At 70.4% G+C, this 21,187-nt stretch carries 8 protein-coding genes; 4 read left to right on the top strand and 4 right to left on the bottom strand.

The genetic code is table 11. The features are described from left to right. Window positions 1-12,905 (bottom strand): type I polyketide synthase (locus ACH4SI_RS25910; RefSeq protein ID WP_398299475.1); only part of this gene is annotated, 12,905 nt, incomplete at its 3' end. Between the two features lie 102 nt (window positions 12,906-13,007). Beyond that, window positions 13,008-13,148: a hypothetical protein gene (locus ACH4SI_RS25905; RefSeq protein WP_398299473.1), complete on the bottom strand. Its 141-nt coding sequence runs from the start codon at window positions 13,146-13,148 to the stop codon at window positions 13,008-13,010. Between the two features lie 952 nt (window positions 13,149-14,100). On the opposite strand from ACH4SI_RS25905, the gene ACH4SI_RS25900 reads away from it, so the two are divergent. The 4 genes from ACH4SI_RS25900 to ACH4SI_RS25885 are packed head-to-tail and all read left to right on the top strand — an operon-like array spanning window position 14,101 to window position 19,301. Further along, window positions 14,101-14,925 (top strand): AfsA-related hotdog domain-containing protein, encoded by an 825-nt coding sequence (locus tag ACH4SI_RS25900; RefSeq protein ID WP_398299471.1) that lies wholly within the window; start codon window positions 14,101-14,103, stop codon window positions 14,923-14,925. Between the two features lie 55 nt (window positions 14,926-14,980). Further along, window positions 14,981-15,592, top strand: a complete 612-nt coding sequence (locus tag ACH4SI_RS25895) for a methyltransferase family protein (RefSeq protein ID WP_398299469.1) — start codon at window positions 14,981-14,983, stop codon at window positions 15,590-15,592. A gap of 8 nt (window positions 15,593-15,600) precedes the next feature. Next, window positions 15,601-18,327 (top strand): PEP/pyruvate-binding domain-containing protein, encoded by a 2,727-nt coding sequence (locus tag ACH4SI_RS25890; RefSeq protein ID WP_398299467.1) that lies wholly within the window; start codon window positions 15,601-15,603, stop codon window positions 18,325-18,327. Next, window positions 18,324-19,301 (top strand): hypothetical protein, encoded by a 978-nt coding sequence (locus ACH4SI_RS25885; RefSeq protein ID WP_398299465.1) that lies wholly within the window; start codon window positions 18,324-18,326, stop codon window positions 19,299-19,301. Before ACH4SI_RS25890 ends, ACH4SI_RS25885 begins: the two co-directional genes overlap by 4 nt. Window positions 19,302-19,731: 430 nt before the next feature. Here ACH4SI_RS25885 and ACH4SI_RS25880 read toward each other — a convergent pair whose 3' ends face one another. Beyond that, window positions 19,732-20,697, bottom strand: coding sequence for an NAD-dependent epimerase/dehydratase family protein (locus ACH4SI_RS25880; RefSeq protein WP_398299463.1), 966 nt, complete (start codon window positions 20,695-20,697; stop codon window positions 19,732-19,734). Further along, window positions 20,694-21,044: a hypothetical protein gene (locus ACH4SI_RS25875; RefSeq protein WP_398299460.1), complete on the bottom strand. Its 351-nt coding sequence runs from the start codon at window positions 21,042-21,044 to the stop codon at window positions 20,694-20,696. Before ACH4SI_RS25875 ends, ACH4SI_RS25880 begins: the two co-directional genes overlap by 4 nt. Window positions 21,045-21,187 lie beyond the last annotated feature (143 nt).

Genomic DNA, 21,187 nt, shown 5'->3' with positions numbered 1-21,187 from the left:
GGGTCCGCATAACCCAGCACCGTCGCGGCATGACCACGCACCAGATCCAGCAGCTCCGCCCGGCACTCCGCCTCGCCCAGCCCCGACAACCGCTGGCGGAGTCCGTCCGGCCCTGCGGCCTGAGCCGCCGGGGCAGCAGCGGATCGACGCGGCACGGGCACGGGCACGAGCGCGCGGAACGGCACCGGCAGAGTGCCGTCGGTGGCCCGGGCATGAAGGGTCCTCGTGTCCAACGCAGCCGCGACCAGGACGGCTTCGTCCACCCGCTGAGCGGTGTCGAGCAGTGCCAGTCCGTCCCTGGTGGACATCGCGGTGAGGCCGGAACGGGCGACCCGGGCGAGGTCGGCCGTGTCCAGGTGCCCGGTCATCCCGCTGGCCTCCGCCCACAGTCCCCACGCCAGGGACTGGCCGCTCAGGCCGTTGGCCCGCCGGTATTGGGCCAGTGCGTCGAGGAAGGCGTTGGCGGCCGCGTAGTTGCCCTGCCCGGCGGTACCGAGGGTTCCGGCGACGGAGGAGAAGAGCACGAAGTGGGTCAGACCGAGAGGAGCGGTCAGCTCGTGGAGGTTGAGTGCGGCGTCGACCTTGGGACGGAGCACCGTGTCGATGCGCTCGGGGGTGAGGGAGGTGAGGGCGGCGTCGTCGAGGACGCCGGCGGTGTGAACGACACCTGCCAGAGGGTGCTCGGCCGGAACGGTGTCCAGCAGCCCGGCCAGCGCATCCCGGTCGGCCGCGTCACAGGCCACGACGGTGACGTCCGCGCCCAAAGCGGTGAGCTCGGCCGCCAGCTCCGCCGCACCGGGCGCCTCCGGCCCCCGCCTGCTGGCGAGCAGCAGATGACGGACACCATGCTCGGCGACCAGGTGACGGGCGACAAGCCCACCCAGCGTCCCGGTCCCGCCGGTGATCAACACCGTACCGTCAGCACCCCAGGTATCGGGTATCTCCGGCGCATCGGCGGTGGGAACCGCGACGGAGCCAAGACGAGGCACCTTCACCCGGCCACCCCGCAGCGCCAGTTGCGGCTCATCGAAAACCGCGGTCGCCGCGCCGAGAACAGCCCGGGACTCGTCCCAGTCATCGACGTCGATCAGCGAGAACCTGCCAGGGTGCTCGGCCAGCGCCGAAAGAACCAGCCCCCGGACCGACGCACCCACCAGGTCGGTCACCTCCTCCCCGGCCGAAACCGCCACCGCACCACGCGTCACCACCACCAGGCGCGACCCGTCGAAACGGTCGTCCGACAACCACGACTGCAGCAGTTCCAGCGCGCGACCGGTCGAGGCCCGCACAGCGTCCGCGAGGGATGCCGCGTCCGTGAGTGGATCCGTCGCGAAAGGCGCGAGTACGACCTTGGGTACCGCGGCTCCGCCGTCGACTGCCGCGATCAGCGCCGCCAGGTCCGGATAGCTGGAGCAGGGGGCCGCCGCACGGTTCAGGGCGTCGGCCGCACCGAGCGGATCGGCACCAAGCACCGCCCAGTCAGCGGGGGTTCGCCCCGGTCCGGACTCCGCATCCGGGCCGACGAGAGCAGATATCCACGTCGTGTGGAACAGAGAGTCCCGGTACGAGACGGACGCCGGGCTCAGCAGATCGGACGAAAGTTCCCGCAGCGTCAGTGAGCGGGCTGAGGCGACCGGGCGACCGGTGGCGTCGGCGAGGGTCACCGACAGGGCGTCGTTGCCGGACGGCGCGAGGCGCAGCCGTACCGCTTCGGCACCTGACGCGTGCAGGGAGACGCCGTTCCAGGCGAACGGAAGCCGGACGCCGTCGTCGGCCGGTTGGGGTTCCCGGAGATCCATGGCGTGCAGGGCGGCGTCGAGAAGGGCGGGGTGGAGGCCGTAGCGGGCGGCTTCCTTCCGGTGGTCCGGGGGGAGCGCCGCTTCGGCGAAGATCTCGTCACCGCGTGACCACGCGGCGCTCAGCCCGCGGAAGGCCGGGCCGTAGCCGTAGCCGCGTGTCGCCAGCCGTTCGTGGAGGCCGTTCAGTGGAATGGGGACGGCGCCTTCGGGGGGCCAGGTCGTGAGGCCCGGCGGGGCCTCCTCCGGTTCGTCGGCGAGCATCCCGCTCGCGTTGAGGACCCAGTGGTCCCGGCCTGAGGAGTGCTGGTCCGAGGAGTACACCTCGATCGTGCGGCGGCCCGCGCTACCGGGCTCCCCCACCTTCACCTGGACCCTGATGCTCCCCTCTTCGGGCAGCACGAGCGGAGCCAGCAGCGTCAGGTCCTCGACCCGCCCGCAGCCGGCTTGGTCCCCGGCCCGGACGGCCAGTTCGAGGAACGCGGTGCCGGGCAGCAGCACCGAACCGGTGATCCGGTGGTCGGCCAGCCAGGGGTGTGTCCGTACCGACAACTTGCCGGTGAAGAGGAGTCCGTCCTCGCCGGCCACCGTCGTCATGGCGCTCAGCAGCGGATGGCCGGGGGACGCCAGTCCGGCCGTCCTCATGACGCTGCTGCCCGTAACGGAATCCAGCCAGAAGTTCTCCCGCTGGAACGGGTACGTCGGCAGCTCGACGGTCCGCACGGACAAGCCTGCGAAGAGCGACGCCCAGTCCACCGGCAGTCCGTGTCCGTGCGCTTCGGCCAGTGCCGTCAACGCGGCGGACGGATCACTGCGGCCACGTCGCAGAACCGGTGCCGCGAGCACCGGGCCGGGGGTCTCCAGGCAGTCGCTGACCATTGCGGAGAGGGTGCCGTCGGGCCCCAACTCCAGGAACGCGGTGACGCCTTCGGACTCCAGGGCGCGGATGCCGTCATGGAAGCGAACCTCCTGCCGGACGTGGCGCACCCAGTAGTCCGCAGCACACAGTTCGCCCTGTTCGGCGGGGTGGCCCGTCACATTGGAGACCACGGGAATGGCAGGCTCGGCGAAGGAAAGCGTTTCGAGTACGGCGCGGAACCGGTCCAACATGGGTTCCATACGGGGCGAGTGGAAGGCGTGGCTCACCTTGAGGCGGCGCGTCTTGCGGCCCTGCGCGCGCCAGTGCGCGGCCATCGCGAGGACGGCCTCCTCATCGCCGGAGATCACGGTCGAGGTCGGACCGTTGAGGGCGGCCACGCCGACAACGTCCTCAAGTCCCGCCAGGGACAGCCGCACTTCCTCCTCGTTCGCCTGCAGGCCCACCATCGCTCCGCCGGAGGGCAACGCCTGCATCAGTCGACCGCGGGCGGCCACCAGAGTCGCGGCGTCGGCGAGGGACAGCACGCCGGAGACGTGGGCGGCCACGACTTCGCCCACGGAATGCCCGATGAGGAAGTCGGGCCGCAGCCCCCAGGACTCGACGAGGCGGAACAGCGCCACCTCGACGGCGAACAACGCGGCCTGGGTGAAGGCGGTCTGGTCGAGCAGCGACGCGTCGTCGGAGTCCTCCTCCGCGAACAGCACCTGAAGAAGAGGCCGGTCCAGATGCCGGTCGAGATGGGCGCACACCTCGTCCAGGGCCTCGGCGAACACGGGGAAGATGCCGTACAGCTCCCGCCCCATGCCGAGCCTTTGCGAGCCCTGGCCGGAGAACAGGAACGCCGACCGCACTCCCGTTCCGGCCGTTCCCTGGACCAGACCGGGGGCGGTACGGCCCTCGGCCAGTGCGTCGAGCGCGGTGAGGAATCCTTCAGATTCCTCGGCCACGACCACGGCCCGGTGGTCCAGGGTGGTCCGGGTGGTCGCCAGCGACCACCCGATGTCGTGTATGCCGCCCGCCTCGGCGGCGGCATGGGCGCGCAGGTTTCGTGCCTGTGCCCGCAGCGCGGCGTCGCTCCGCGCGGACAGCACCCACGGCACCAACGGCAGCAGCCTGGCCTGTTCGACGCCGCTCTCGCCGCCGGTCCTGCCGGTGGTGTCGGTGTGCTCGGGCTCGTCCGGCGCGGGTGCCTGCTCGATGATCATGTGGGCGTTGGTGCCGCTGCCGCCGAACGCCGAGACACCCGCCCGCCGGGGACGGCTGTTGTCCGGCCACGGCATCGCCTCGGTGAGCAGTTCCACCGAGGCGGCGGACCAGTCCACATGGCGGGAGGGCTGCTCCACGTGCAGCGTGCGCGGGAGGAGGCCGTGCCGGATGGCATGGACCATCTTGATGACTCCGCCGACTCCGGCCGCGGACTGTGCGTGGCCGATGTTGGACTTCAGCGAACCCAGCCACAGCGGACGGTCCGCCGGACGCTCCTGCCCGTAGGTGGCGATCAGCGCCTGGGCCTCGATCGGGTCGCCCAGGGTGGTGCCGGTGCCGTGGGCCTCGACGGCGTCGATGTCGGCGGGCGTCAGGGAGGCGTTCGCCAGGGCCTGCTGGATGACGCGTTGCTGCGAGGGACCGTTGGGCGCGGTGAGGCCGTTGCTGGCGCCGTCCTGGTTGACGGAACTGCCGCGGATGACGGCCAGTACAGGGTGTCCGTTGCGCCGCGCATCGGACAGTCGTTCGAGAAGGAGTACGCCGGCGCCCTCGGCCCAGCCGGTGCCGTCGGCGGCGTCGGAGAAGGACTTGCACCGTCCGTCGGGGGACAGTCCCCGCTGCCGGCTGAACTCGGTGAAGGCGGTCGGCCGCGCCATGACGGTAACCCCGCCGGCCAGCGCCATCGAGGACTCGCCGGTGCGCAGTGACTGGCAGGCCAGATGGAGAGCCACCAGCGAGGACGAGCACATGGTGTCCACCGTCATCGCCGGCCCTTCCAGGCCGAACATATAGGCGATCCGGCCTGCGGCCACGGCGGCCGAGCCGCCGAACAGCTGCTGGCCCTCGACATCCTGCGACACATGGTCGATGCCCTCGCCGTAGCCGGGGTGCGCGGTGCCGATGAACACCCCGGCCTGGCTGCCCTTCAGCGTGGCGGGGTCGATGAGCGCCCGTTCGAGGGTCTCCCACGACATTTCGAGGAGCAGCCGCTGCTGCGGATCCATGGCCAGGGCCTCCCGCGGGGAGATCCGGAAGAACGCCGGATCGAAGGCCGCCGCGTCGTCGAGGAAGCCGCCCCGCCGGGTGTAGGAGGTGCCGGGCCGGTCCGGGTCGGGGTCATACAGGCTTTCGATGTCCCAGCCACGGTCGGTGGGGAAGTCCGTGGTCGCGTCCCGGCCCTCGGCCACCAGCCGCCACAGGTCCTCCGGAGTGCGCACTCCGCCCGGGTACCGGCAGGTCATCGCGACGATGGCGATCGGTTCGTCGTCCCCGGCGGTGGTCACCGACACGGGCACGGCGGTGTCACCGCGGGTTCCGGCGAGCAACTCCCCCAGATGACCGACGAGTAGGGCCGGGGTGGGGTGGTCGAAAACGACCGCAGTGGGCAGCCGTAGTCCGGTCGATGCGTTCAACCGGCCGCGGAACTCGACGGCGATCAGCGAGTCGAACCCGAGTTCACGGAAGGAGCGACGGGCATCGACGGTGTCGTCCGTGGAGTGACCGAGCACTGCGGCGACCTCGGTCCGCACCAGGTCGAGCAGGATCCGCTCCCGTTCGAGCGCGGGCAGTCCGGCCAGCCGCGTGGCGAGCGCCGGCGCGCTCTGGTCGAGTGCGGGCCGGCTGTCGGCGGCCCGCAGCGCCTCCCGCACCTCCGGCAGATCACCGATCAGCGGGCTGGGCCGGTTCGATGTGAAGCCGGGTACAAAGCGTGCCCAGTCGACATCGGCGACGGCTATCGACGTCTCACCGAATTCGACGGCCTGCACGAGTGCCGCGACGGCCAGCTCCGGGTCCATTGCGATGATGCCCCGTCGGCGCAGCCGCTCCTTGAACCCTTCCTCGGCGGCCATCCCGGCCCCGCCCCAGGCGCCCCAGGCCACCGAGGTCGCGGTCCGGCCGAGAGAGGACCGCCGCTGGGCCAGGGCGTCCAGGTAGGCGTTGGCCGCGGCGTAGGCTGCCTGCCCGCCGCTGCCCCACACGCCGGCGTTGGAGGAGAAGAGAACGAAGGCGTCCAGCTTCCGGTCGCGGAGCAGGTCGTCCAGGTGCGCCGCGCCGGCCACCTTGCCCGCCAGCACCTCGGCCAGTTCCTCCGGGCCAGTGCTGTCCAGTGGAGCGGTGGTGACCACACCGGCGGCATGCACCACGGCGGTCAGCGGCAGTTCGTCGGGTACGCCGTCGAGCAGCCGGGTCAGGGCGTCACGGTTCGCCACGTCGCAGGCGGCGATCGTGACCCGGGCGCCGGCTTCCGTCAGTTCGGCCGCCAGCTCTTCGGCTCCCTCGGCGGCGATGCCCCGACGGCTGGTCAGCAGCAGGTGCTCGGCGCCGTTGCGGGCCAGCCAGCGAGCCATGTGAGCGCCCGCGCCACCGGTACCTCCGGTGACCAGCACGGTACCCCGGGGCGTCCAGTCCCGCTCTCGGCTGCCCGACACCGGCGCGTGCGACAGCCTCCGCGCGAACAGTCCCGAGGCCCGCACCGCGAGCTGGTCCTCACCGCCCGGGTTTTCGCCGTCCCGGCCCTGGGCTCCCTGTCCGGCGATGCCCTCGCCCGAGACCACGGCCACCAGCCGGTTCAGCACCCGCTCGTCCACGGTTTCGGGCAGGTCGACCAGGCCGCCCCAGCGCCGCGGATGTTCCAGGGCAGCCACCAGGCCCAGCCCCCACGCCATGGCCTGCGCGGGACTGCCCAGACGGTCGGAACGGCCGACCGACACCGCACCCCGGGTGGCGCACCACAACGGGGCCTGAACCTCCGCGTCCCCCAGTGCCCGTACCAGCGCCGTACTGAGCGCCAGGCCCATGGGAAGGGCCGCGTGCTCCGGATGCGGCCGCTCGTCCAGCGCCAGCAGCGACAGCACGCCGGTGATCTCGCCCGCTCCGGCGAGAGCCTCTCGGACCTGCTCGGCGAGCGCGTCGTGCCGGGGATCGTCGGCTCGCAGGACGATCACGGTCGCGCCGCGGTCGCGAAGCCCGCGCAGCACCTGGGAGACGTACGTGTCCTCGTGGGGCACCGCCACCAGCCAGACCCCGTCGAGGGTTGCCGCCGTCACCGGAGCGGCGGCCCCGGGAAGCGGCTGCCAGGTCACCCGGTAACGCCAGTCGTCCAGCGTGGACCGCACCCGGTGCCGTTGCCGCCACGAGGACAGTGCCGGGAGAAACAGTTCCAGCGACGCGCCGTCGTCGAGGTTGAGCAGCTCGGCCAGCTCCCGGGGATCCTCGCTGTCGACCGCCTCCCAGAAGCGTGAGTTCGCGGCGTCGAGGGGTTCGCGGACACTCCGCGAACCCGCGGACGTGGTGATCCAGTACCGACTGTGCTGGAAAGGGTAGGTGGGGAGGTCGGTGCGGCTCGCTCCGGGGAAGAGCGTGGACCAGTCAGGGGTCAGCCCCCGGGCGACGAGCTCGGCGAGCGAGAGCCGGAAACGACGCAGACCTCCGTGATCACGCCGGAGTGACCCGGCGACAGCCGCCTGGATTCCGGCGGCTTCCAGGGTTTCCTGAATCGCGCCGACCAGCACGGGATGCGGGCTCACCTCGATGAGGAAGCGGTGTCCCTCTTCGGCCAGGGTGCGGGTCGCCGCTTCGAACTCGACGGTCCGGCGCAGGTTCTGGAACCAGTAGTCGGCGTCCATCGCGGCGGTGTCCAGCCACTGGCCGGTGACCGATGACAGCATCGGGATACGGCCGGTACGCGGGCGGATCGGCGCCAGGTCGTCCAGCAGCCGCTGGTGGATCATCTCCACGTGTGCTGAGTGAGAGGCGTAGTCGACCGGCAGAGTGCGGCTGCGGACCTCTCGGGTCCGCAACCACTCGCGGAACTCCCCCAGCGCGTCGGTATCGCCGGCGACCACGACGGATTCGGCCCCGTTGACGGTGGCGAGCGAGATCCTGCCTTCCCAGGCGCGCAGCCACTCCTCGGCCTGTTCCCGGGCAGCGGCGACCGACAGCATGCCGCCGTGTCCGGCGAGCACATCGGAGATGGCCCGACTCCGCAGCGACACCACCCGCGCGCCGTCTTCCAGCGTCAGCCCACCAGCCACGCAAGCGGCCGCGATCTCACCCTGCGAGTGTCCCACCACGGCCGAAGGCTCAACGCCATGAGCACGCCACAGGTCGGCAAGCGACACCATGATCGCCCACAGCACCGGCTGGACCACATCCACACGGTCCATCGACGGGGCGCCCTCGGCCCTCTGGAGGACGGCCCGCAACGACCAGTCCACGAACGGGACCAAAGCCTGCTCACAGTCGGCCATCCGGGCGGCGAACACCTCGGAGGAGGCCAGGAGTTCCCCGGCCATGCCGACCCACTGCGAGCCCTGGCCAGGGAAGACGAAGACGGTCTCGCCGTCGATGTCGGCAACGCCCTCGACCACCCCGGTGTCCGCCGAACCCGCCGCGACCGCGGCCAGCGCCTGACTGAACTGCTCGTGGTCCGCCGCGAGCACGACCGTACGGTGCTCGAACGCCGACCGGGTCGACACCAGGGACCACCCGATGTCGGCGAGACCGGCGCCGGGCCGGTCGGCCAGGTGCGACCGCAGCCGCGCCGCCTGCTCGCGCACCGCTTCCCGTGACTTGCCCGACAGCAGCCAGGGCACCGGCTGCCCCGGAGCCGGCACGGCCTCGTCCGGCGCCGTGGGTGACGGCCCCGCGACCGCGGTCACCTCCGCCGGGGGCTCCTCGATGACGACGTGAGCGTTGGTGCCGCTGATCCCGAAGGACGAGACCGCCGCCCTGCGAGGGTGGTCGGCCTCGGGCCACGGAACTGCCTCGGTGAGCAGCCGGACCTCGCCGGACGACCAGTCCACGTGCGGTGACGGCGCGTCGACATGCAGGGTCTGCGGCATGGTCGCGTGCCGGACCGCCATCACCGCCTTGATGACTCCGCCCACTCCGGCCGCGGACTGTGTGTGGCCGATGTTGGACTTCAGCGAACCCAGCCACAGCGGACGGTCCGCCGGACGCTCCTGCCCGTAGGTCGCGATCAACGCCTGAGCCTCGATCGGATCGCCCAAGGTGGTACCAGTGCCGTGGGCCTCGACCAGGTCGACGTCGGCGGCAGACAGCCCTGCGTCCGCCAGGGCCTCACGAATCACCCGCTCCTGCGCGAGCCCGTTCGGTGCCGTCAGGCCGTTCGAGGCACCGTCCTGGTTGATCGCCGAACCCCGTACCACCGCCAGCACCGGATGTCCGTTGCGCCGAGCGTCGGAGAGCCGCTCCAGCACCAGCATGCCGACGCCTTCGGCCCAGCCGGTGCCGTCCGCTCCGGCGGCGAACGCCTTGCAGCGCCCGTCCGGCGCCAGTCCGCTCTGCCTGCTGAACTCCAGGAATATTCCGGGGCTGGACATGACGGTGACACCGCCGGCCAGCGCGAGGGAGCACTGCCCCTGCCGGAGAGCCTGGGCGGCCATGTGTACGGAGACCAGCGATGACGAGCACGCCGTGTCCACGGTGACTGCGGGCCCCTCCAGCCCCAGGCTGTAGGCCAGCCTCCCGGACAGTACGCTCGTCAGGCTCCCGGTCAGCAGAAAGCCCTCATAGCCGTCCGCACCCTCATCGAGGCGCGGCCCATACTCCTGGGCCATGGCCCCGACGAAGACCCCGGCCTTGCTACCCTGCAGAGACAGCGGGTCGATGCCTGCCCGTTCCACAGCCTCCCAGGAGGTCTCCAGCAGCAGGCGCTGCTGCGGGTCCATGGCGGACGCCTCGCGCGGGCTGATGCCGAAGAACCCGGCGTCGAAGGCACCGGCCTCGTACAGAAACCCGCCCTCACGGGTGCTGCTGGTGCCGGGCCGCTGCTGGTCCGGGTCGTAGATGGCCTCTACGTCCCAGCCACGGTCCGCAGGGAAACCGGAGATCGCGTCGCCCCCGGCTGTCACCAGCCGCCACAAGTCCTCCGGCGAGGCGACTTCTCCGGGGTACCTGCACCCCATGCCCACGATGGCGATCGGCTCATCGGCGGCGCCCGTCGGCGCCGCGTCGTGCGCGCCTTCCATTGGGCCGTCCGCCTCGGCCGACAGATGACGGGCGAGCCGTTGCGGCGTTGGGTGGTTGAACAGCACCGTGCTTGGCAGGGATGAGCCGGTGGCGGAACTCAGCCGGTTCCGGAGCTCGACGGACATGACCGAGTCGAAGCCGAGCTGCTTGAAGGTCAGTTTCGGATCGACACTGTCCGGCGTCGCCTCACCGAGCACGACGGCCGCGTGGGCGCGCACCAGAGCCAGCAGGTCCGTCGGCCCGTGGCCGCCACGGGCGACGGCCTGGTCCGCAGCCCGGCCGGGCGCTTGCTCGGTCGCCGGGTCCGGCTGCGGGACCGGCGGCTCCTCCCGCGCAGAGGAACCGCTGATCCAGTAGCGCTCGCGTTGGAAGGGGTAGGTGGGGAGGTCCGTGTGGCGCGCGTCGGGATAGAGGGCGTGCCAGTGTGGGGTGAGGCCACGGGTGACGAGTTCGGCAAGAGCGAGTTGGAAACGCCGAAGGTGTCCACGGCCACGCCGAAGGCTCCCGACGGCGACAGCGGAAGTGTCCGTGGCGTCGAACGTCTCCTCGATCGCCGTGGTGACCACCGGGTGCGGGCTGACCTCGACGAAGAAACGATGCCCTTCATCCAGGAGGGTGCGGGTGGCTGCTTCGAACTCCACGGTCTGGCGCAGGTTCTGGTACCAGTACTCGGCGTCCATCGTGGTGGTGTCCAGCCAGGTGCCGGTGACCGTGGACAGCACGGGAACGCGTGCGGCACGCGGGCGGATCACGGCGAGGTCGGCCAGGAGCCGTTCATGGATTGCTTCGACGTGATGTGTGTGCGAGGCATAGTCCACCGGAACACGACGAACCCTCGTCCCGCCCGCCTCACAAGCCGCGACCAGCTCATCGAGCGCATCAGGATTCCCCGCCACCACCACCGACCGCGGACCATTGACCGCGGCGACCGAGACCCGCCCCTCCCAGGGACCGATCAAAGCCACGGCCTCCTCACGGGACGCCCCCACCGACACCATCCCGCCCCGCCCGGCAAGAAGATCGGCGATCGCGCGGCTGCGCAGCGCCACCACCCGTGCCGCGTCCTCCAGGCTCAGGGCTCCCGCCACACACGCCGCGGCGATCTCACCCTGCGAATGACCCAGCACCGCGTCCGGTTCCACGCCATGGGCCCGCCACAGTTCCGCGAGGGAGACCATGACCGCCCACAGCACCGGCTGGACCACATCCACACGCTCCAGCGACGCGGCGCCTTCCGCTTCGCGCAGGACGTCGTCCAAAGACCAGTCCACGAACGGCTCCAGAGCCTGCGCACAGGCAGCCATGTGTCCGGCGAAGACCTCCGAACTCTCCAGGAGCTCCACCGCCATGCCCGCCCACTGCGACCCCTGACCAGGAAAGACGAACACCGTCTTGCCTTCGAGGTCGGCGACGCCCTCGACCACCCCGGCGTCCACAGAGCCCGCCGCCAGCGCGCTGAGCGCCTGGCGGTAACCGCCACCGTCGGCAACGACAACAGCACGATGAGAGAACGCCGAACGCGCCGTGGCCAAGGACCAGCCGACATCCACAGGACGGAAACCGGCCCCGCCCTCCAGATGCGACAGCAACCGCGCTGCCTGATCCCGCACCGCCGGCGCCGACCTACCCGACAGCAGCCACGGCAGCGGGCCCTCTCGGTCCTTCGGCGTGTCCTCGGGAGCGGAAGTCCGCCTCGCTGCCACGGGAGGTTCTTCGACTACGACATGAGCGTTGGTACCGCCCATTCCGAACGCGCTCAGACCGGCGGTCAACGGCCGGTCAGCAGACGGCCACGGCGTGAGATTGTCGTGCACCCGCAGATTCAGCGCGTCCAGCGGAATGCGCGGATTGGCCGTGGCGAAGTTGAGACTGGCCGGGAGTTCCCGGTGCCTGATGGACAACACGACCTTGAGCAAGCCTGCGACGCCGGCGGCGGCCTCCAGGTGGCCGATGTTGGTCTTCGCCGATCCCACCCGCAGGGGGTCGCCCGCGGAACGGGCGCTCCCGACCACCGCGGCGAGTGCCTCGGCTTCGACCGGGTCTCCGACAGGGGTCCCGGTTCCGTGCAGTTCGACGTATTGGACATCGGCCGGGTCCACGCCGGCACGCCGGTACGCGTCGCGCAGCACGGCCTCCTGCGCCTGGGCGCTTGGCGTGGTCAGGTTCTCACCGGGACCGTCGTTGTTGACGGCGCTGCCACGGATGACACAGTAGATCGGATCCTGGTCCGCGATCGCAGTCGCCAGTGGCTTGAGGACGACCACACCGCCGCCCTCACCCCGCACATAGCCGTTGGCCCGGGCGTCGAAGGTGAAGCAGCGGCCATCGGGGGAGAGTCCGCCGAACTTCGCCATGCCGATGGTGCTCTCCGGAACGAGGTTGAGATTCACCCCGCCTGCCAGCGCGAGCGTGGACTCCCCCCGGCGCAGGCTCTCGCAGGCCAGATGGACGGAGACCAGTGACGACGATTGCCCGGAGTCCACCACCAGGCTCGGCCCCTGCAGACCGAAGGCGTACGACACCCGGTTGGCGATGATGCTGCGGTGCGTCCCCGTCACCGTGTGGTGGGTCACCGCTTCTCGGCCACGCGCACTCATCAAGGACGCATAGTCGTCCCAGATCGCGCCGACGAAGACACCCGTAGCGGTGTGGCGAAGGCGCTCCGGGACGATTCTTGCGTCCTCCAGCGCCTCCCAGCTCAGCTCCAGGACCAGCCGTTGCTGTGGATCCATGGAGACCGCTTCCCGGGACGATATCCCGAAGAAGCCGGGGTCGAACTGGTCGACGCCGTCGATGAACCCGCCCCGAAGGGTATTCACCGTCCCGGGCGTGGACGCCTCCCTGTCGAAGAGAGAGGCCGCGTCCCACCGCTCGGGCGGCACCTCAGTAATACCGCTCTCGCCATTCCGCAGGAGTTCCCAGAACTCCCGAGGGTTGGCCGCTCGTGGCAGCCGGCAAGAAATACCGATAATGGCTATGGCATCCTGACCGATTACCGCTTCGGACGCGAATTCACTCGAACCAGTCATTCAGCTACACCCATTCCGCCCGGCCTCCAGATCTGCGCAGCGAACTCAAGCTACTTCCGGATTCCCCCTCCTTTCAACCCCTTCCCCCCCCTTGCGGCCCCCCTATTGTTTTTCCAAGGAGATCCGGGTGCGGCGGAAACCTTCGTCACCCACAAGGAGTTCGACGACGAAGGCGGATTCGTCGAGCCGCCGGTTCAGCCACTCAGCGGCGTACTGCCGACGGCGGGCGTTCGGTCTGGTCACCGAGGGTTGTGATCACCTGCGGAGACGCTCTCCTGCCGCGTGCGCGGGCTGCTGTGCCGGTGGGGTGCAGGAGGAGGCGGTGAGGGCCCAGGTCCGTGCGGATCCGTGTGGGCTTGATCAAGCTGGTCGTGTCGCACGGCGTCGCTGACGCTGTGCGCGGTCGGCTGGGGCTGGAGCGTGTGCGCGGCCTGCCCTGGGGCCGACGGCTTGGCCGGTCCGCCGGCATCCGCGGTGGTTCCTGCACGGCACTCCGGCCCTGCTCGCCCACGCCTTCCTCGTCGCCATGGCCTCAGTGGCAGCCGCAGGGGGTAATGATGCAGTTAGGGGTTGCCCTACCAGCAAGGTGCCGAACAGACTTGAGTCCCCGAATAGCGATCGGGGAGATTCCTTGAGGGTGTCATTACGTATCGAGCCGGCAAGATTCGAAGGGAATGATGTTGTTCGACTCGCTTCGAGTATCGGGCAGATCGTCCCAAGTGATTCGCCTGCCTGGCCGACGACTTGCCGACGCCGTGAATTCCCTTACCCTGGTGGCCCCTTCGGCAAAGTCTGAAGATGGCGTCGCCGGTGTTGTCGGAGCGTAAGAAGACCTGGGCCGAGCTGTTCGAACTGCCCCAGCCGGGACACGTCTTGGTTTCCGCCCGCAAGCCGCGATGGGCGGCATCATACGCAACACGACCGGATTCCCATCCTCTGCTTGTTGCCTGCTCGCCGGCCGGGGCCATTGCCTGAAACCGAATTGACCCTTCCTTGGAATCGCCTTTCGGAATGCCCGGTTGCGGACATGGTGCAGAGGCTCGCGGCGCCGGCGCGGGACCTACGTCATGTGTGGCCCCTCGACGTCGCCTCGCGGAAGGAGCTTCAAACCGCCTCATGCCGTTTTAGCCGTGTGAATCGTTGCCGAAGTGTGGTGAAGCAGACAGATGACATCGAAAGGTGAAGGCAGGGATCCATGTCCGGAAAATTGATTTTCGTCGCGGGCGACAACCTGTCCAGCAGGTCGGAGTGCTCGAATCTGGTCGCTTTGTCGCAGTTGGGCGGCTTACTCGACGGGGAGCCGCTGTCCGGCCCGCTGCCGGTGGTCGTGCCGGGTCAGGGGGTCGAGGCGTACGAGCGGGAGATGATCCGCGCCACGCTGCGCCGGCGTGGGCTGCCGGAGTCGATGCTGGCGGACGCGCCGTTGCCGGTGCCGCTGCCCTACGACGAGGTGCACAAGCGCAATCCGGACAACGTCCTGATCGCCGGGCTGCACCGGGTCGAGGACGACCTGTTCCGGGCCACGCTGCGGATTTCCGACCGGCAGGAGCTGGTCCTGGACCACAGCACCGGCTCCCATATCACGGGCATGTTGATCACGGAGGCGGTGCGGCAAGTCACGCTCGCCGTGGGAGAAAGGTATCTGCTGGCGTCGTCCGGCCGGTCCCGGTTCCTCCTCAACTCCCTTGAGACGAAGTTCCACAAGTTCCTGCTGCCGCTGCCGACCCAGCTGGAGTGCGCGGTGGAGGACCTCCGCCGCAAGGGCCCGACCCAGCTCCGGTTCCGATGCCGGTGCGATCTGATCCAGGCGGGAACACTGGCCGCCTCGGGCTCGATGGACGTGACGGTGATGGACGAGGAGCGGGCCGACCGGATCGAGGCCGACACCATCCGGGAGACGACGCGCGCCCTGGCCGAACTCCACCGGGAGGCCGAGGACAGGGCGGCGCAGCCGGCCCTCAGCGGGGTGGCGGCGCCCTCTTCCAGCCGTCAGCCGGCCGCACGCCCATCGGTCGGCTGACCACCGTCTCCTGGAGGCTTTCATGCAGTGGTTACTTCGTAAATATCCCCTTTTCATGCTCGGTATCTGCTTGGCCGCGATCGGCACCGCCGTAGTCCGTGGCCTGCTCGACTTCTCCGCCCCGTGGCAGCGGGTGGCGGTGGCCCTCGCCGGCATGCATCTGCTGTGGCTGCTGCTGGAGGCTTGGACGACCGTCCGCAGCTCGACGTCGACGGAGACGGCCACCGACCGCGGCACGGTCTACGTGTACGCCACCGCCCGCGCGGCCACCCTCATCGGGGCCTGCCTGCCGGTGGCCGATGACCGGACGTACCACCCGTGGATGCCGGCGTTACCCGTGCTCTTCGCGGCGGCGGTCGGCTTCCGGCTGTGGGGGATCCACACGCTCGGGCGGTTCTACTCGCACCGGGTCCGGGTGCTCGGCGACCACCAGGTCGTCCGGACCGGCCCCTACCGGTGGGTGCGCCACCCCGCCTATCTCGGGATGGCCGTCTCCCACATCGTCTTCGTGCTGTTCTTCCTCAACACCTACAGCGTCGCCGCCCTGATGGTCCTGCTCACGACGCTGGTCGTGCGCATCCTCGTCGAGGAGCGGACCCTGCTGACGCTTCCCGGCTACTCCGACTATGCGGCGACCCACCGCCGTGTCATCCCCTGGGTTTGGTGAAAGGTCCGATGAACCTCCTCCGCGCACTGCGCATCCCGACACCCCCTTCGAAGGCCAGGAGGCGGCCGGTCCTGCGCGGGCGGGCGCTGCTGAACGAGGCGGACGTCGGCCCGAAGTTCGCCCGGCAGGCACGGATGGCGGCGGCCGGCCTGCCGGTCCCCCGCTTCTTCTGTCTGTCCGCCGCCCTGTTCACCCAGGTGCTGCGCCCGGTGCGCGCCGAACTGGACGCCGTGCTCACCGACCTCGACATCGAGGACCCCGACGCCCTGGAGAAGAAGGCGTCCATGCTGCGGGAGATGGTCCTGCGCGCACCCGTCCCGACGGCGGTCGAACGGCAGGTGTACGACGCCTTCGACGAGGTCTTCGGGCCCGACGCGGTGGTCTCGGTGCGCTCGTCGGTCGTCGGGTCCGGCACGGACGCCGGGGAGGACTCGGCGCACGACGCGTTCGCCGGGATCAGCGACAGCTTCCTGTACGTCACCCGCGACCATCTCCTGGACAAGATACGGCAGTGCTGGGCCTCCGGATTCGGCACGCAGGCGCTGCTGTACCGGGCCGCCCGGAGCGGCACCCAGCACGGTTTCGAGGTGGCCGTCGGCGTACAGCGCATGGAGTTCGGCCGGCGCTCCTTCGTGCTGTTCACCTGCGACCCGCTGACCGGTGCCCGGGACAGGGTGGTCGCGGCCGGGCTCGGCATCGGCGAGGGCGTCGTCCAGGAGAAGGTGCCGGTCGACCACTACTTCGTCGGCCGGCGCGGCGACACGATCCGGTCTGTGCTCGCGCACAAGACCCAGCTGATGGAGGAGAACCCGGAGCGGCTCGCCGACGGCCCGCGCACGATGGCGGCGCCCGAGGAGCTGTGGGATGTCCCCGCCCTGACGGACGAGCAGATACGGCAGGTCGTGGCGGTCGGCGACCGCATCGAGAAGCTCTTCGGCTGCCCCCAGGACATCGAGGGCACCTTCGCCGCGGACGGCCGCCTGCACATCCTCCAGGCCCGCCCGGTGGTGCTGGAGCTGGACCGGCAGCGGCTGTGGAGCAACGCCAACATCACCGAGTCCTACCCGGACGTCACCACCGCGCTGACCTATTCCTTCGCCCAGCGCTTCTACCGCGAGGACTTCCACGACTTCTACCGCTTGCTCGGCGTCCCCCGTAAAGTCCTCGACCGGCACGAGGGCGAACTGCGCGGCATGATCGGCCTGTTGCGCGGCCGGGTCTACTACTCGCTGAGCGTCTGGTACACCCTGCACGGGCTGAGCCGGACCTTTCCGCTGTGGCGGGGCAGCTTCGAGCGGATGATGGGCATGTCGCCGTCCGTCACTCACGTCCGCCCCACCCCGCCGCTGACCGACCCCGCCCTGCTGCCCTCGACGGCCGCGGCCCTGCTGCGGCTGACCTGGCGGCTGCTGACGCACGGTGTGGCCGTGAACGCCTTCGAGACCTGGTGGCAGCGGGTCATCGCCGAGCACCGGGAGGCCGCGAAGAGCGCCGACCCACTGCAACTGGCCCAGCTGATGCGGTCGCTGTGGAAGGAGGCCGGTAGCCGCTGGGGCATCACGCTGGTCAACGACCTCCTGCTCCAACTGCACGAGACGGTGGCGATGAGAATGCTGGAGCGCTGGGTGCCGCAGGCCGACCCGGGCCTGCACAGCGATCTGCTGTGCGGCGGCGAGGAGAACCGCAGCGTCGTCATACTGATGTCGCTCGTCGACATCGCCGAACGCCTCCGGGCCACCCCGGGTGTCCTGGACGTGCTCGCCGTGAAGTCCGCCGAGGAGGTGTGGGACGAGATCGACGACGGCGCCTACGGGGCCGACCTGGCCGAGCGGATACGCACCCACGCCCACCTCCACGGCGACCGGGGCCTGCAAGAGCTGAAGCTGGAGGTGCCGGTCCCCCGGGACCAGCCCGCCCAACTCCTGCGCACGGCCGCCGAGTACGCGCGCGGCGATCTCACCCGAGCCCTGCTGCGCGAGCGCGAGGCCGAGGCCCGGCAGTCGGGCGAGAAGCAGCTGGCCGAACTGCTCGGCGGGCGGCCGCTGCGCCGCGCGGCGCTGCGCGCGGTGCTGGCCGGGCAGCGCCGGTACATCAACATGCGGGAGAACACCCGCTACCGGCGCAGCGAGCTGTACGGCTTCGGCCGCCAGGTGTACCGCCGGCTGGGCGTCGACCTGGCCGCGCGCGGGCTGCTGGAGAAGGCCGAGGACGTGGTGCACTTGACCGAGGAGGAGATCCTCGGCACCTACGACGGCACCGCGCTCACCGAGGACCTGCGGGGCCTGGCCGCCGTACGCCGGGCCGAATTCGCCGCCCGGGGCGCCGAGTTGCCCACGGACTTCGTGACGATGGGACCGGTACGGGACGGGCTGCCGGGCCAGGACCGGGAGACGGATGCGTCCGGCACGCTGTACGGCCTCGGCTCCAGCGGCGGCGTCGTACGCGGCACCGCCCGGGTGGTCGTCGACCCGCACGACTTCGGCGAGCCCACCGACGACATGGTCCTGATCGCCCGCGAGACCGACCCCGGATGGCTGTTTCTGATGCTGTCGTCGCGGGGCATCGTCGTCGAGCGCGGCACCCTGCTGTCGCACACGGCGATCTCCGGGCGCAAGTTCGGCATCCCGACCATCGTGGCTCTGCCGCAGGCGACCACCCGGATCCCCGACGGCGCACGCGTGGAGATCGACGGCGCGGCCGGCACCGTGAAGATCCTGGAGGAGGACGAAGCATGACATCTTCCGTGACCGGCTCCTCCCGCCCTGTGGCCGACGAGCCCCGCTCGGCCGCCCGCAGCGCCCGGCGGCTGCGCGTCTTCTCCGCTGAGCGGGCGCCCGCCCGGATCTACATCACCTACGCCGTCCTGTGGGTCCTCGCCCTCCAGAGCACCCTGGCGCTGCTCGCGCCGGAGGCCGACTGGCGGCTCGGCGGCTCCCTCCTCGCCGAGATCGCCACCGTCTATCTGGCGCTGCTGTTCATCCGGGTTGTCGACGAGCAGAAGGACCTGGAGTACGACCGCGTCCACAACCCCGGCCGACCGCTGCCGCGCGGCGCGATCGATGTGCGGGAGCTGCGGATCGCGATGGCGCTGATCGTCGTCGCTGAGCTGGCCCTCACCGGCTGGCGCTCGCCCCTGCTGGTGGGCTGGCTGCTGCTGGTCCTCGGCTACGTCTGCTTCCTGGTGCTGCTGGAGCGCTGGTCGGCGACCGTACGGGACCGGATCTTCGTCAACCTGCTGGTGAGCTATCCGGTGCAGGCGATGCTCAGCGTGCACGTCTGGCTGTCGTTCCGCGAGGCGACCGGCACCGGTCCGGGGGCGGACGCGGTGGTGGGGGCGCTGCTGTGCGCGGCAGTCTTCATGCACTTCGAGTTCGCCCGCAAGACCGGCGCCCGGGTGCTCCCCGGGGCCACTCTCTACTCCAACGCCGTCGGGCTGCGCGGCTCGATCGCGCTGACCGTGGGCTGCGCGCTGGCTGGGGTCGGGCTGGCGCTCGCGGTAGTCCAGCCCTGGGAGCAGGACGGTCCGGCGCTGCTGGCGGGCTGGCTGCCGCTGACCGCGCTGGGGTTCCTGTGGGTCGGCGGGGAGCGGTTCGCGTCACTGCGCACGCCGACCTGGCCGCCGGGTCCGGCGATGGGCTATCTGGCCTGGTTGTACCTCAGCCTGTTCGCCGCCGCACTGACGGTGCTCCGGCCGGAGTTCGGGGGATGACGGCGCCCCGTACGCTGCCCGCCGTCCAGCGGGAGATCAGGCCGGCCGCGCATCCGGGCGCGGAGAGCAGCCCGAGCACTTCGCGACGGCGCGGGTCCCGCTGCGCCGTCCTGCCGCGGGCCAGGTGCTGGTGCGCAACCTCCTGCTGCGCAGTAGCCCGTCCGGTGAGGGGGCGGCCGCGAGCGTGCAGGCGGCGCTGCTAGGCGCTGCTGCGGGTGTGGGCGCCGACGCTGGGCGATATCACCTCACCGTAATGGCCGGCACGGGGGAAACGGGCCTGACCGTCTCCACGGCGAGCGTGCCCTCGAGGGCACGCTCGGCGTGGAGACAGGGGATGGCCGAGGGTGGGGCGGACGCAGCTGCGAACGCCCCGACCTGATCGGCAGACGGCTGCCCGGCCGCGCCGCGGCGGCTTGCCGTAGATCCGTGCTCAAGCCCGCTGGCCGGCCCCTGTGGCGCCCTGCCTACCTGGGCGTTGGCGGAATGCTTCGGCCAGCCGGGCCACCGGTCCCGGGCCTGGGTCGGTGCGGCTGGCCATCCACACGGCGTCGCTGCGATACCAGTGATCCTGGGCCAGGAGGGCGAACTGCCGCTCACTGACCTTGCCCGGTACACGCCGCAACTCGCTGATGCAGTCCGGCCAGGGCAGGTCGCCGTGTGCGGGCGGCACGTCGCCGCGCTCTTCGAGCACGGCCATCAGGTCGGCGTTGTGTACGGGTCGGGGATGGCTGGCGTGATGGATCCCTCGCGGCGTGTCCTGTGCGGTGGCGAGGCGTCGGATGAGCCGGGCCAGATCGTCGACGTCGACGAGGGAAAGCCGGGCTCGGCCGCTGTCCCATTGGTAGGGGATGCGGGTTCGCAGCTCGTGGAGGGCGGGTACGACCCAGCGGTCTCCGCGTCCGGTGATCAGTCCGGGGCGCAGCACGGTGGCGTCGGCGGCCAGGGCGTGGCGCTCGCCGGCGAGACGGGTGCGGCTGGCCGGGGAGTGGGGCGCAGGTGTGACGGCGTCGACGTCGATGCCGTCGTGGGGGCCGGGCCCGTAGACGGCGGAGGTGGACAGGTGGATGATGCGGCGCACGCCTGCTCGTGCGGCTTCGGCCATGAGTGCCTTGGTGCCGATGTCGTTGATGCTGCGGCAGGTGTCCTCGTCCGGTCCGATGTGGGGAGCGAGGTGGAGCAGGATGTCCATGTCCTGGCAGGCGCGGTGCAGTGTGGCGGGTTCGGCGAGATCGGCGTGTTGCCAGGTCAGTTGCTGAGATGTCTGGGGTGTTGGCCGACGGCCCAGGATACGGATGCGCAGCGGGGCATGGTGCGCGGGCTCCGTGTGGCGTAGAAGATCATTGAGGACGGCGGAGCCGACGAAGCCGGTGGCGCCGATAAGGGCGATCCGTGTCATGCGGCGGCGCCCGATGGGGCGGATTGGCGCGTGCGGGCTTCTTCGGTGGCCAGGGACGGCAGCAGATAGCGCCACAGGGTGTGGAACTGCTCGACCCACTCCTGGTAGGCGGTGTCGTCTTTGTTGATGTCGAGTTCGCCTTGTTCGACGGCGAGCCGGACGCCGGCGCGGAAGAGGACGTTGTTCTGCAGCTCTTTGGCGAAGCGGAAGGTGAGGTCGATCAGGCGCTGATCTTGGATCTTGCTGATTCTGGCGCCGCTGTAACGGGCCTCGTCAGAGACCTCGGCTGCCGCCCGCAGGATGTTCTGACACGTGATCACCGAGCGTTCTTGCTGCTTACGTGTCACTGGCTGCACGCACCTCGCCCTCGACAAAAAACGGACCCCTCAGCGATCACGCATAACCACAGGGGAAATGTGCTTGTTGCCGCAAAACAGCCGGCTCACAGAGAGCCATCGCTGAGCACCACTGTCGCCAGGCAGCAGGGTTC

This window comes from Streptomyces sp. NPDC021212, assembly GCF_044332925.1.
GTDB lineage: Bacteria > Actinomycetota > Actinomycetes > Streptomycetales > Streptomycetaceae > Streptomyces.
This window is presented reverse-complemented; position numbering and strand designations above follow the sequence as displayed.